This window comes from Vibrio harveyi (assembly GCF_030060435.1).
GTDB lineage: Bacteria > Pseudomonadota > Gammaproteobacteria > Enterobacterales > Vibrionaceae > Vibrio > Vibrio harveyi.
Map to the genome: position 1 here is coordinate 364,058 of NZ_CP125876.1, position 13,857 is coordinate 377,914.

Below are 13,857 nucleotides of genomic sequence, written 5' to 3' on the forward strand. Positions count from 1 at the left end.
TATCCAGATTTAAGCTTTTCGCACAATGCGGTAGATCGTTGCCGTTAGGAAAAACGCAGCAGAGACAATAATAATTGAGGCGCCAGACGGTACCGGCAATTCAAGTTCCATTGGCAAAACGGTTCCAACCAAGCAGGCAACGGTAGCCAATAAGGATGAAAGCAAAACAAAACTGCCCATTCGCTTAGTGAGCAAGCGTGCCGTTGCCCCCGGAATAAGCAGTAACGCTCCAACCAAAACCGCACCGATAATCTTCACTGCTGCGATTGTCACGAGCGTAATCATCATGACGAACAGGTAGTCATAAAAGCTGGTGTTGAATCCACGAACACGCGCGATGTCAGGGCTAATGCAAGTCAGTAAGATTCGGTTAAAGGTCGGAATCAGTAACAATAGAATGATCAAACAGCTCACCGCAAGAATCGTAATGTCTCCGTCTGTAACCGTCAGGATCGAGCCAAACAAAACGTTCTCTAACATATGAATATTGATCTTTCGTGCCACATACATCAGCAGGGCAGCACCGACTGCCAAAGCAAGTGCGAGGAACACACCCACGAGTGTATCGTAGGGAACGTTGGTTCGATTTCGCACGAAATGCAGCAATAGCGCGAAAATCATGCAGAAGCTGAATAACCCGATAAATGGATTTTCTGGTGGTTCACCAAGTAGCACACCGATCGCTATACCAGTCAGCGCTGCGTGACCAACGGCTTCAGAAAAGAACGCCAAACGCTTCGCGATGACCAAGGTGCCCAAACCGCCCAGTAACGGACCAAGAATTAGGGCAGCAACAATTGCGTTAACCATAAACGCATAAGCGAAGCTGTCACTGAGCCACCCGGCTTCTACTCCGTTGAGGGCAAATTGTCTTAACCAATCCATTACGCCGCCTCCACTTTTGCCGTGTAGTGCCTAAACAGAGACTCAATACGCTCAGGACTCAATACTTCAGAGTGATGCCCCGAAGCGACGATTTGACGATTGACAACATGCACCTGCGCATCCAAACGGCGCACCGCTGTTACGTCATGATGGACAGCAAGAACGGTTTTACCTTCTGCTACCACTTCATGAATCAAACCTTCTAGATAACGTACCCCTTGCTCATCCATACCCGTTGTCGGTTCATCTAGAACAAGTAAGCTTGGATTATCGAGTAGAGCTTGGGCGAAGAGAACACGCTGTTGCTCACCGCCAGATAGTTGTCCCATACGACGATCACTTCTTGTTGCCATACCAACACGCTCTAATTGAGCTAACGCCTGTTGAGCTTGCTTGGTTTTACGGCGCCAAAACAGAGGCACACGCGTTTGGTTAAGCAGTACAAAATCCATGACCGTCAAAGGTAAGCTGGCTTCAAACATGGCTTTTTGTGGTACGTAACCAATTTTTCCGGCTTGCTCAGCCTCCACCCAATGCACCGAGATGTCACCCGAAAATGGCGTAAGTCCTAAAACCGAACGTAATAATGACGTTTTGCCACCGCCGTTTGGTCCCATAATCACATGGCATTGACCCGCTTCAAAGCAAGTCTGAATGTCTTGCAGAATAAGGTTGTCCCCGTACTGCAAGCAGACTTTATCAAGAGAAATCGAAGGACCTCGCATTAGGCTTTCTCCTGCTCATGCTTGCTTGCAACAAACTTCATCGCCTCTATTAAGGTTGCTACGTTGTCGCGCATCTCCACCTCGACTTTGTCGGCTTCGTATTCGCCGTGCGTCATGTGAGAAAAGCGATATAGCTTCACGCCCGTCGCTTCTTCGATCGTATCAACAAAACGATTTGGCATATTCAGCTCGTAAAATAGAACATCAATACCAGATTGGCGGATCTTCTCGATGGTTTCCTGCAACTGACTAGCGCTTGGCTCTACGCCATGAGCAGGTTCGATTACCGCGGCTACATCGACGCCAAACTCTTGTAGAATGTATCCATAAGCATTGTGCGTTGTTGCGACCTTCATACCTGCTGTATCTAGCTGCCCTAGAGACAACATCGCATCACGCTTTAAAAGGCGAAACGTTTTTGCGTACTTTCGCGCATTTTTTCGATAAAAAGCTGCGTTTTCTGGGTCAAGTTCGCTCAACTCACTGGCAATGGTGTAAACCTTTTGAATCGTGGTGGATAGTCCAACAAAGGTATGTGGATTCACTGCGCCTTTACCAACGGATTGCCCCATAGCAGGCAATAGTGGAACTTCCTTATTTGCCTCAATCACCACCAGATCGTCGCGCTGCGCAGCTTGAATAACTTTCAGAGCAAAATCATCATGCCCAATACCATTGACGACAATCACATCCATCTGATTCAATCTTTTAAGATCATTGGGTTGGGGCAAATAGTTATGAGGATTGAACCCTGCATCGACCAAAGGAATGATCTCGGCTTTATCACCGACCACCGCTTTTACATAGCTGTAGTAAGGTTGCAAAGTGATACCAATGTTGAGCGTTTCGGCAAAACTTGAAGCGGAAGCGACCAGTAAAGCACTAGCCGTTAGAATTCGACGTAAGAGAGAGCGTGTCTTCATAGTTGTTATCATGTTGGTTATTGCTTAATGCTTATGAGGGCTTGCAGGAGAAGAAGGCGTTAACACGATTTGTTGCCAACCACTTAGCTTTCGTTGACTTTGCTGAGTTAAGTCCTCGATATCGATAGAAACAGCCGTGGAAAACCAGATATCAGCATGTTCGTGACGGCTATCAAGTAGCATCGAAGCTGAACCTTCATCGTCCTGTCTCAAGCCAAGATAAAGTCCTGCATCCAACATCTGCCATTGATGAGAACCTTTGCGCTGCCAACTTTGGTCTTTAACAAATGGAGCGAGCCAAAACGTTTCAAGTTCACTGACTTCAAGCCACTTACCCTCATCAATGTGGAGATCACGAATTTCCTCATGAGCAAGTTTAAGCTCTGCAACCATTGCCAATTCTTCTTGCCCAAGGTCAGTCATCAACACTTGATGCTCGAGTGCTTTTGCGTGCTCAACTTCGGTCTGATGATAGGGCAATAAGGCGGCAGACACCGCAAGAATGCCGGCGATGGTTAATGCCACCCATTTACCTTCGCGACTGCCATTATCCGGTCGAATTTTCTGAGTGATCATTTCTCTTTCAACTCAACCACATCAACTTCTACTGGGTTTTCATGCCCTGCGTCGAAAACAAGATAAAAATCCATTTGAGGATGAGTGAACTCAGCGATAGAGCGCTTGTCAGTGGTTACTTTGGCAATCAAGTTGTCATCGTAATCGTACATTTCAACGTCATAGTCCACTGCGCTAGAACCATCGGAGTAACCTGCTTCACAGATGACTTTGTCTTGTTCTAAATGGCAGCTCATTAATGGAAAGTGCGCCGCAGCTTGAAAGGACAGTAAGCCGCCCGAAAGAGCGGAAGCGATAAGAATAGAGCTGTTTTTCATGGTGTATCCAAAATGGCTCAGTGGAGCACTGAGCCTAAACTTGATTAATTTAATTGCGTTTCGAACGTTAGATGAACATTCACACTGGCTTTATCTGCGAGAGGATCGTTTTTCAGCTCACCTTTATAGTTGGCTTTCATCAAATAGCGACCAGCCACCTCTGGAGTAAACGTAATTTTGCCTTCTTTATCACTCACGACATCCATTTGTTCTTGGTGGTTTCGGTAAAGGGTACCTTCACGAGTAATTTCGGCTGTGACACCTTGTTGAGGCTCACCATTAAAGAAGAATTGGAAAGTCACCGCTTCGCCTTCAATAATGTCTGATGGGTGAGTGATCGGTTTCATCTCTAGCAGCTTGCCTTCAATTTCCAGCGCTTTTTCTGTCGGCATCCCCACCGTCACGTAACTTTCCGCTCGGGTATAGCTCAGTTGCGTAACAACATCACGTGCTTTTTCTGGAATAACACTTGCGCGATCAGCTTTACTTGCTCGCGCCCACTTAACTGTGTCGCGGCGACCCGCTTTGTATTGGGTGTAGTAGCTTGGTTGGTTGTTGATCGCGACCTTGTGTGTGCCTTCTTCTTCAAAGTAGAAATCAAACATCGAACGACGTTTACCACGAACAACAAAGTTCGGACGCTCCGAACGACCATCCGGCATGATCACAAATGCTTGATCGCTGCCCGCTGGTTTATCAAAAACAAACGTACCGTGAGAGGCAGTCACATCAAACGTCAGCCAATCACCACCTTCTTTTGATACTGTAAAGTGAGAAGGCAAAACCCAACGAGGGTGCGCTTGTGCTGTTGTTGCAGTTGCTAGCCCCATCGCCATTACACTTGCTAGTGCCACCGCTTTCATTTTGGTTTTCATCGTTGTTCCTTCTCTATTACTTAACTTGGTAGTTGACGGTAATCATGCCCGTCTCTTGGGTTGGTTTGATTTGATAACGAACTTCGCTGTCCGCTAGTTGCATCTTTTGTCGCAAATAATTCCGTCCACCGTGCTCGCGTACCACTTCAACATGCAACGTGTAAGTACCTTGTTCGAGTCGCAGACCTTCATCATTGGTGCCATCCCAAATAAAACGGTATTGACCAGCGGGACGAGTAGCAGACGTCACGGCGTCCACTAATTCGCGATCATAACGACCCACCTTTCGCCACCAGCTTCGAAGATCTTTTAGCCATTCATCTTTACCAACCCATAACTGGATGGTTTTCACTGGCTTGCGCTTATCATCTTCAATCCATACTGCAACATAAGGACGGGCGTACATTGATGTATCAATTTTTGGCAACTCGAATTCAAAATCGACTTTGGCACGATCAGGCAAGGGGGCAGCAAAAAGCGAAAGAGGCATCAGCGCAGCAATAAGTGTTAGTTTGCTTAATGAGTTGCGACGCAAAAATCGGTCTGTGTTTAACATAGGGGAATTCTCTGAATAGAGGCTGTTATGGCACAGCAACAAAATAAATAACGAGCGACAGCAAGGTGCCAAAAGCCATCCACTGCATCGACGTTCTTAAAGTCTTTTTCTTTGGTAGTAGCAAACACACTCCGGTTAGAACAAAGAACACCATCAATAATGCAGTGATATCAATGAACCACTTCCAAGCATCGCCACTATTGCGACCTTTGTGCAGATCATTCAGTAGCGCGACAATGCCGTAATTCGTTGTTTCAACTTCAGCCTCTCCCGTGGTCATATCGACAAAAACGGTAGCGTTATAACCCGGACCTTTAAAATCCAAAGAAAGCTCGCCAATCACTAACTCTCCATCTTCGATTTCGGTATAAACATCCAAAGCCGACGGAGTGCCACGCAAATGGGTTTCTTGAGTTAGGAAGTTCAATAGAGCCGAACGATTGGGTTGGAAGCTGCCTTCAGTTGCAAAAAGTTGCTTTGAAGGGATCGTGAGTGTGTGTTGTTGAATGATTGGCTCACTGCGCTCAAACAATGTTGGTCTGTTCAAGGTGATGCCCGTTAAGGCAAAGAACAAGGTCACCAATAAAAGAGCCATGGAAACGTAAATGTGCAGACGGCGAGCCCAAGTTTGGACGCCTTTGCTTTTGAGCAACATAAAAAAACAATCATCACCAATAAATGAGGGCTTAATTTAGGTGATAATCATTCTTATTGGCATTTAATTTACATTGTTTACGTTTGATAGAATAGAAAGGCTCCCGCACATGGAGGCAAGAGCCTATAGGAAAATCTTATCGAGCTAAGATTGGGTAAGTAAAGAAAACCAAGTGACAGAAGTTGAACACAAAATGGGCTAACACAGCACACCATAGGCGCCCAGTGAAGTGGAAAACAAGACCGTACCCTATCCCTGCAAGTCCAGCAAATACCATCAACAGTGGACCGCCTGCAAAATGAGCTAAACCAAACAAAATGCTCGCCACCACCAAACCCAATCGCCAATCAAAACGACGAGATAATGACTGCTGGATAAACCCGCGGAATAAAGCCTCTTCTGCAACACAAGTTAATACGAGGTTATTTAAAGCAAACAGCCACCACCATGACGGCAAATTAAACTCCGGTTTTAGAGCACCAAGCATAACGGCAACTGGCAATAGTGAAAGCAGGGGTATCATCACCAGCAGCGCAGGTTTTATTCTTATTTTTGACTCACCGCTAAGCAGCATAGGATAAGCAAGAAGGAGAGCAAAGAAGGCAAGTGGCTTGTCCAGATTAAGATACATTGAGAATGGCGCACTCTGTGGTCCCGCGGATACCTTGTCGAGAACTTGCAGATTATTAAAGCCAGGGATCAAATGGACAAAAAGCATCACACACCAAAGGACGACAATCCCCCACCCTAGGTAGTAAATAGGTTTCATCTTTGGATTCAATGCCAGCATCGGCAACCGGTATGAGACTCCAAGAACAACCAACGAACTGATCAGCGCGATGAGCTCAATTCGATCAAAAACAAATGCACCTAGCAGTGTAAGTCCAAGCAATGCGAAGGCTGCCCTTTGTTGCCGAGCAAATGCCGCGCCAATTGCTAATACAAGCGGTAGCCAAATCAAAATGGCAGAATCAAGAATCATGTATTTATCCTTATAAAAACTGACGGTCCAGTCTTAGTGCTGGGTAGTTGTAATATAACCTTGTCCCCAAGTAACCTCGAGATATTTGCTGCAACGAGAATGACTTAGTTTGTAGACGCAGCAGCGATTAAAAGAAATCGAACCTGCTCACTTCTATAAAAACAAAAAGACCCGAGATCTGACTCGGGTCTTTCGATGCTATGAAATACGTATTAACTATTCTGGCTTGCTTTGGCTTTGCGCAATTGCGTTAGGTACTTCACCCAACTCTCAGCTTGAGTCGAAGGCTTAATTTCATTGGCACGTTTCGCATTTGCAAGCGCATCCTCAAAGCGTTTCAACTTGTAGTAAGCTCGGGCTTTCACCAGCGCCACATCAGCCTTACGACCAGTCACTTTATCCAACGTCGCTAACGCTTCTTTGTAATGACCTTCTTGCACTAATAACTGGGACAAGTTCCAGTTATATTTTCTGTCCAATTGAGCCGCGACATGCCAACTCTCAATCGATTTGTCCCACTCTTTTGCTATTTGCCAATATGTCGCTTGCTGCGCTTTTAACTTGCTGTCTGAGTTGATGTCTTTCACCTCTTCTAGCACCAAAGCTGCGCGCTCTGGAATACCACGCGCACCATATAACTGAGCAAGAAGTCGTAAATCATCTTGACTAAGTGCGACACCCTTTAGTTTTGCAAGTGCCAATGCATCAAGAGCGCGTTTGTTATCATCAACACGAAGATAGAGCGCAGCTAGCTGACGCCACCACTCCACACGCTCAGGTTCAATCGCAATCAAACGCTTAATCGTACCGATGGCTGGCTTCCATTTTTGCAGCTCAAGTTCGGCTGACAACTTGATAGACAAAGGACCAATTTCATCTGGCTGACCAAACTTTTCATAGCGCCCCATCGCAGACAAGACTTTGTTCCATTGACTCAACTGGTAGTGAGACTGAGCGATACGCAACCAAATCTCATATGCCTTCTGAGTTTCAGGAACAGATTTACTTAAGTCGTAGTAATGAGGTAATGCCTTTGAAAACTGCTGCTCGTTAAGCAACATATCCGCTAACATCTTGCGCGTTTGCCAAGCTTGATCATCGTCTAAGAGACCGCTATTAACCGCAATCTCTAGCTGCTTGATAGCCGACTTCACTTGCTCATTTTGCCAGTACAAAATCCCAAGCATACGCGCGACAAATGCACGATCATAACCGCGCGATAACTCTAATGCTTCAAGCGTTGAAATGGCTTCTTGCAACTTTTCGTCTTGAACCAAATTATGCGCACGTTGAACACGAGTCGCGGTGTATTGACTCAGTTCATTGGCAGTCGTCGTAAAAGCGCATAGGCTCAATACTGCACCGATTAAGAATTTCTTCATCATTTGGCTAAATTGAACTCCACTTTTCGGGTTTGCCCGTACTGCTCAATTGAGACACCGTTTTCAACCTTCGGCTGATACTTCGACTTCTTCAATGCTCGAATCGCTTCTTTCTCAAACATACGTTTTGGCTTGGCATCAAGCACTTCGATATCCTTTGGACGCCCCGCAGCATCAATAGTAAAACGTAGCATCACGTAACCTTCGATTTTGCGTTTCAGTGCCTTACTTGGATAGCGTGGCTCTGGGCTATACAAAGGGATCGCTTGCTGATTACCCATAGTGCCTTTCAAGTTTGGAGCACTAATAGCAATACCATCAAGAGAAGTGTTCAAGCCCAATGCACTGATTGGCGTCACTTGACTCATCGGCTCAACTTGCGTTTGAGCCTGAGACAAATCCATCGGCTCTGGCGCTTTTGGTGGCTCTGGCTGTTCAGGAACCGAGCGTTGACGACGCTGAACATCCGCATCATTCTCGATCATAACCATATCAAAGCGCACCGCTTCAGAGGGCTTTGGTGCTCGCTGATTGCCTTTATCGACCATCCACGCCATAAAGCTAAACAAGCTCACCGCAATCAAAACTGACACGGGTAGCGCGAGTAATAGCCTTTTCATTAAGGTTTCTCCGCCGCCAAAGCAATGTTCTTCACACCAGCGCCTTTCGCGGCATCCATGACTTTCACAACTGTGCCATTGTAAGCATGCTCATCCGCTTGAATTACAAGCGCTGCGTCTGGTTGCTCCAGCAGTAAGTGCTCAATGGTGGCTTCAACACGCTCAATATCCACTAAACGTTTATCGATGTAGACATCATTTGCTGCCGTCACGGCGATAAAGATGCCTGCGTCTTTTTGACTGACCACATTGGAAGCTTGTGGGCGATTAACTTCTACACCTGACTCACGTACAAATGAGCTAGTCACAATGAAGAAGATCAACATGATGAATACGATATCCAGCATCGAGGTTAAATCGATCTGGGCTTCATCTTGTTGATTTGGTCTACGTCCGAGTCTCACTTCTGACTCCTTAAAGATTGTTCTAACTGGAGGGCTTTGCGTTCACACACTTTGCTTAAACGAGCATGTACAAACATACCTGCAAGAGCTGCAACCATACCTGCCATTGTAGGTAGTGTTGCAAGTGAAATACCGGAAGCCATCAATTTCGGATTGCTACTGCCTTGTGTCGCCATCACGTCAAAAACCGTGATCATGCCCGTTACCGTGCCTAACAAACCTAGCATTGGGCAAATTGCAACCAACACTTTGATGGTTGATAGGTTTTGGCGCAGTTCAATTTGTGCCTTTGCAATCCATCCTTCGCGGATTTGATGCGCGTACCAAGAGTGGTGGTCTGCTCTTGCTAGCCACTGTTCACAAAGCTGTCTCTTCACCTTCGGAAATTCCGTTGTCAGATAAAGAACACGCTCCATAACCAGCAGCCAGCATACCGCTACAACGGCAGCCAGCCACCATAGGATCTGCCCACCTTGCTGCATAAAGCTCGCCAAGGTCGAGGCCCAACCCTCACTGATCAAACCCAATGTGTTGAGTAGGATCTGCTCCATTACGCTGCGTTCTCCGCTACCGTGTTAGAGGCATTTTTACCCTTTGGCATATCACGTTCAGCTTGCTCTGCCACAAGACCAATACCTTGTTTTTCTAAAATATTGCGAATGTTCTCTGCTTGAGAGCTCAATACGTTATGAGCAAGAAGCAATGGCATCGCAGCCACAAGACCAAGGACAGTTGTCACAAGTGCCATTGAGATACCACCCGCCATGACTTTTGGATCGCCATTACCAAACTGAGTGATAACTTGGAAAGTTTCGATCATACCCGTTACCGTACCAAGCAGACCCAGCATAGGTGCTAGCGCGGCAAGCAGCTTAAGCATCGATAAGCCTTTCTCAAGGTGAGTTTGTTCATCAACTACCGCTTCCAATAGACGCAACTCTAACGCTTCAACACTACGGTGCTTATCCTTTTGGTATACCGCTAGAATTCGACCTAGAGGGTTATCCTCTGGTTGAGTTGGGCTCTTAAGTTGTTTCGCGATCTTTTGACGAGCGATGATCAATGACACACCACGAACCAGCGCGATGATCAAGCCAATAGCGAGTAAACCAAGGATGATCTTACCCACCACGCCACCTGCGTTTAGGCGATCTGCCATGGTTGGAGAATTTGCTAACTGGTCAAGGAGAATGCCACGCGATGGGTCAATCACGAGTGAGTCAATGTCTCCTGAGCTTAATGTGCTTGCCGTAGGACCGTTTTCAGGCTGACGCAGATAATTCACCGCATCACCACGCTGACCATTCCACTTCACATAGCCTGCGTTGTCCAACAACGCCATTGAGCCTAGACGGACACCATCAACATTTTGCTCACGGCCCTCACCATCCAACAAGGTGAATGACACATTCGCCATCTCACCACTTGCTTTGACTTGCTCTTCCATACTGCGCCACATTGCACGCAGTTGAGGTAATGTCGGCAGTGATTTCGCTGCAACGATATCATCAATGTTTTTTTGGTATGAGTTAGCGTCGACACCTGTTACAGAGTACTTAAGCTCCGACTCCAATTCTTTTGCATTTTGACGAACTACGCCAAAAAGCTCACCTAAGCTGCCTGTTTCTAGGCGAAGTTTCTCTTCAAGTTGGGCAAGCTGCGATTCGTTTTCGCTGAACGTAACACTCAGGGTGTCCGCTTCAGCTTGCAACGCTGCACGCTCGGCAACAAGCTGGTTTTTCATCGCTTGCAACTCTTGCTGCGTTTTCTTAAAACCAGATTCACGAGCCACATTGTGCGACTGCTGTTGACGATTTTCTTGTTGTGCTTTCTGCAATAATGCGTCACTAGCGAATGTTGTGTGAGGTAGAAGAGCAGCAGAAGAAATCAGCGCAACCGATAGCCATTTTTTCATCATTTATTTGCCCTCCGCTACGTTAAGAGACACTGGCAGAGTAAGCATACTCGGTGCAATCTGTTTGTTCGCCATCGCAAACGCTTTGTCTAGTTCCGCTTTTTGCTCAGTGCCCACTGCTTGCCATTCTTTTTGTTGCTGTGACCAGCTCCAGAAGTGCTCACCTGATAAGCTACGTGCAACCAATGAAACACGACCTAGGTAAAGGATATCGGCTTCGACTTGATCATTACCATCTAATGCTATCTTGCCTTGGTAAACACCAATCTTAGAGCCATAGTCCATCTCAATTTGGTACGCCTCAAGAATACGGCGGAACTTCTCAGCATCTGCGACGTCTGCGCGAGTCATCATTGCATCCAGCTTTGCAATACGCTCTTCACGTTGTGCCTTGCGGATCGGTTTATCATTAGCGACGATACTCTTAAGACCATCAAGCATGTGGTACATCAGTGGCACGACACCTTGGCGAGTCTGAGCGATTTGTTCGATTTGCTCATTCAGACTAGCCACTTCTTCGTTTTGACTGTCTACCAAACTAGATAGGTGATCACGATAAATCTTCAAGTTGCCAACTTCTTCTTGTAACTGCTCTATTTCAGCCTCAAGAGTCAAAGATTTCTCTGCACTTACATCAATACGCTTCTGGCTAACAGCCGATGCTTGATTGGTTTTACTCTGCACTGCTTGTGCATCGTTAAGATTTTCCGCTTGAACGGGAATCAAAACCGATGAGATCAACAGAGCGATACTTGATTTCATTAGATTCATACGAGTTATATTTTCTGTTTTCTAAAAACGACTAAAGGGGAAGACCAATCTTCCCCTTTAAAAATCATATTGTTATCAGTACTTGAACTGAATTGTTGCCATGTAGTTTCGACCTTCGCCTATCACTACATTTGTTGCACCATCATAGTTGTCCGGGTTCGTACTACCGCCACCAGCTAGGTATTCAGTATCAAACACGTTTTCAACATTGAATCGGGCCACAATATCTAAGTTCTCATCATACTTGTGTGTGTACGCCACGCCCATATCAACACGCGCATACCCATCTTTCTTAAACGTGTTCGCTGCGTCACCGTAGCGCTCACCCTCATAAATCACGCCCAAGTTTACATTCGTATTGTCTTGGATCTTGTAGCTAGACCAGACGCTTGCAGAAAGCTCAGGCACATCAGCTGGGCGATTGCCTTTTAGTTTTGCACTTTCTGTAATCTCTGCATCTAAGTACATTGCAGAAGCAGTTAACGAAAGCTTATCTGTAACAAACCCTTGCGCTAAGATTTCAGCGCCTCGGTGCACTTGTTCACCATCTTGAGTAGCAATCTGTTTTTTTGAGTCGTTAGGATCGACGATATCTAATCGTACATTTTCTAATGTGATGTCAAACAGCGCACCGGTTAAGAATAAACGCTCATCAAACAATTCCCACTTAGTACCCACTTCATAAGAAATACCACGCTCAGCCTCTAGTTCTTCTCCATCATTGGTAAAGTCAGAGTCAGCCACAGCACCTTGTGGCATGAAGCTTTCAGAGTACTGAACATAGATTGAACCATTACTCGCAGGATGAAAGATAACGCCTAGCTTTGGTGATACTTGGCTCTCAGTTAATGTATCGCTGCGCTTTTCATCGTAGCGAACACCTGCAAGTACCTGCCAGTAATCGTTAATTGTCATCATATTTTGCGCGTAGATACCCCATGTATCATGCTCGCTAGTCGGCCATTTTTTCGAGCTACGATACCCTGGCTTTGGCACCGTTTGACCCGGCTGGACACTAGACTCTTGGTGGAATGCCATAAAGCGGTCATAACTGTAATCTAGGTAGTTTGCACCAATTAAAAGTGTGTTATCAGTATCAAGCAAAGAGAAGTCAGTCGTAACGTCTACATACGCAGTATCAAACACCCAATTGTCTGAACGATCATTCCCTTTGTGCTTAATCACATTTTTTTCTTCATAGTCGTCAAACTTAGGGTAAGACTCCACATCAAAACGCTTGAAATCTTGACGGTTGTATCCTGCTTTGACGTTTACGTTATCCGCGACTTGCGCATTAATATCGATACCGTAGTTTTCTACATCGTTATCAATCTTCGACCATTGCGCATCCCAAATATACTTGTCTCCAAGCACAGGCTTACCGTCTACAATGTAAGCACCAGAATCCACACTGCCTTCATCTTTAGTCCTGTCATAATGAGCAGAAACCATCACGTTTTCGGTAATGTCGTATTCAACAACCAGACCACCGACAACTCGGTCAGTTTGTGGCTCTGTGCCATCACCATACTTACGCCAAGAGCCGTAACTCTCTTTTGCAAGAATTGCGCGCGCACGCAATGTCTCTTCTTCATTCAGTGCACCACTCACATCTAAAACAGTGCGTGAGTGATCGTTTGAACCAATATCTTGGCTCAAGCTAACTTGTGTTTCTGTTGTTGGCTTCTTAGAAACCATGTTCACAAGACCACCTGGCTCAGATTTGCCGTAAAGTAGACCTGATGGACCTTTAAGTATCTCTACACGCTCTAAAAGCTCAATTGGCTGACGGTAGTGTGACCAGTGCTGACGACCATCACGTAAAAAGCCGTCAGAACTGCTAAGTTCAAAACCGCGCAATGAGAAACGCTCACGGTTACGACTCGTACCACCGGCACTAACACTCGCGTCATTTTTTAGCACTTCACCTAACGTGCTTGCACGCTGCTCATCAATAACCGCTTCATCAATCACAGCAACTTGTCCTGGGGTCTCCAGTTGCGTCATTTCCATACGCATTGCTGTTGTATTGGTATCAGCTTTGTAACCAAACTCGCGACCTTCAACAACAAGGTGCTCATCCGCTTTTTGAACTTCCGCCACTGCAGGTGCTGCTAACACCGCTCCAATCACTAACGCCAGTTGGCTTTTAGAAAACATGCACATTCACTCCAAAATGTTGGGTTACACATAGGTGCTATGTGATTCCCTTCTACTTATTTTGCGAGAGAATATAAGTGATAACCATTACCATTTGCATTAAATTTACAT

General features: G+C 45.9%; 16 protein-coding genes. All 16 read right to left on the bottom strand.

Annotated features, from left to right (window positions below):
* Positions 1–9: 9 nt before the first annotated feature.
* The 16 genes from QMY49_RS18135 to QMY49_RS18210 all read right to left on the bottom strand — a co-directional run bounded on the left by QMY49_RS18135 (position 10) and on the right by QMY49_RS18210 (position 13,746).
* A complete protein-coding gene (locus tag QMY49_RS18135) occupies positions 10–885 on the bottom strand; it encodes a metal ABC transporter permease (protein WP_283315871.1) in 876 nt (291 codons plus the stop codon).
* Positions 885–1,610 carry a metal ABC transporter ATP-binding protein gene (locus tag QMY49_RS18140; RefSeq protein ID WP_283315873.1) on the bottom strand — a complete coding sequence of 242 codons (726 nt, stop codon included), beginning with the start codon at positions 1,608–1,610 and terminating at the stop codon, positions 885–887. Before QMY49_RS18140 ends, QMY49_RS18135 begins: the two co-directional genes overlap by 1 nt.
* Positions 1,610–2,533, bottom strand: a complete 924-nt coding sequence (locus tag QMY49_RS18145) for a metal ABC transporter solute-binding protein, Zn/Mn family (protein ID WP_029789613.1) — start codon at positions 2,531–2,533, stop codon at positions 1,610–1,612. Before QMY49_RS18145 ends, QMY49_RS18140 begins: the two co-directional genes overlap by 1 nt.
* Before the next feature lie 24 nt (positions 2,534–2,557).
* The gene (locus QMY49_RS18150) at positions 2,558–3,109 is read right to left on the bottom strand and encodes a DUF6162 family protein (protein WP_283315877.1); all 552 of its coding nucleotides are present in this window, start codon (positions 3,107–3,109) and stop codon (positions 2,558–2,560) included.
* Positions 3,106–3,426 carry a hypothetical protein gene (locus QMY49_RS18155; protein WP_283315880.1) on the bottom strand — a complete coding sequence of 107 codons (321 nt, stop codon included), beginning with the start codon at positions 3,424–3,426 and terminating at the stop codon, positions 3,106–3,108. The genes QMY49_RS18150 and QMY49_RS18155 overlap by 4 nt, the downstream gene beginning before the upstream one ends.
* Positions 3,427–3,470: 44 nt before the next feature.
* Complete coding sequence (locus QMY49_RS18160) at positions 3,471–4,301, bottom strand: DUF4198 domain-containing protein (RefSeq protein WP_050908411.1); 831 nt, start codon at positions 4,299–4,301, stop codon at positions 3,471–3,473.
* A gap of 16 nt (positions 4,302–4,317) precedes the next feature.
* Positions 4,318–4,857, bottom strand: coding sequence for a DUF2271 domain-containing protein (locus QMY49_RS18165; protein WP_009696846.1), 540 nt, complete (start codon positions 4,855–4,857; stop codon positions 4,318–4,320).
* A 25-nt stretch (positions 4,858–4,882) separates the two neighbouring features.
* A complete protein-coding gene (locus tag QMY49_RS18170; RefSeq protein ID WP_009696845.1) occupies positions 4,883–5,512 on the bottom strand; it encodes a PepSY-associated TM helix domain-containing protein in 630 nt (209 codons plus the stop codon).
* Positions 5,513–5,648: 136 nt separating this feature from the next.
* Positions 5,649–6,494, bottom strand: a complete 846-nt coding sequence (locus QMY49_RS18175; protein WP_009703273.1) for a CPBP family intramembrane glutamic endopeptidase — start codon at positions 6,492–6,494, stop codon at positions 5,649–5,651.
* A 212-nt stretch (positions 6,495–6,706) separates the two neighbouring features.
* Entirely contained in the window at positions 6,707–7,879 is a 1,173-nt protein-coding gene (locus tag QMY49_RS18180; RefSeq protein ID WP_005453266.1) for a tetratricopeptide repeat protein, read from the bottom strand.
* Positions 7,876–8,496 carry an energy transducer TonB gene (locus tag QMY49_RS18185; RefSeq protein ID WP_005453264.1) on the bottom strand — a complete coding sequence of 207 codons (621 nt, stop codon included), beginning with the start codon at positions 8,494–8,496 and terminating at the stop codon, positions 7,876–7,878. Before QMY49_RS18185 ends, QMY49_RS18180 begins: the two co-directional genes overlap by 4 nt.
* Positions 8,496–8,900, bottom strand: coding sequence for an ExbD/TolR family protein (locus QMY49_RS18190; RefSeq protein ID WP_005453262.1), 405 nt, complete (start codon positions 8,898–8,900; stop codon positions 8,496–8,498). The genes QMY49_RS18185 and QMY49_RS18190 overlap by 1 nt, the downstream gene beginning before the upstream one ends.
* Complete coding sequence (locus tag QMY49_RS18195; protein WP_283315886.1) at positions 8,897–9,451, bottom strand: MotA/TolQ/ExbB proton channel family protein; 555 nt, start codon at positions 9,449–9,451, stop codon at positions 8,897–8,899. Before QMY49_RS18195 ends, QMY49_RS18190 begins: the two co-directional genes overlap by 4 nt.
* Positions 9,451–10,818, bottom strand: coding sequence for a MotA/TolQ/ExbB proton channel family protein (locus QMY49_RS18200; protein WP_009696843.1), 1,368 nt, complete (start codon positions 10,816–10,818; stop codon positions 9,451–9,453). The genes QMY49_RS18195 and QMY49_RS18200 overlap by 1 nt, the downstream gene beginning before the upstream one ends.
* Positions 10,819–11,586: a DUF3450 domain-containing protein gene (locus QMY49_RS18205; protein ID WP_005453251.1), complete on the bottom strand. Its 768-nt coding sequence runs from the start codon at positions 11,584–11,586 to the stop codon at positions 10,819–10,821.
* A 75-nt stretch (positions 11,587–11,661) separates the two neighbouring features.
* Positions 11,662–13,746, bottom strand: coding sequence for a TonB-dependent siderophore receptor (locus QMY49_RS18210; RefSeq protein WP_253649439.1), 2,085 nt, complete (start codon positions 13,744–13,746; stop codon positions 11,662–11,664).
* Between the last annotated feature and the right edge of the window lie 111 nt (positions 13,747–13,857).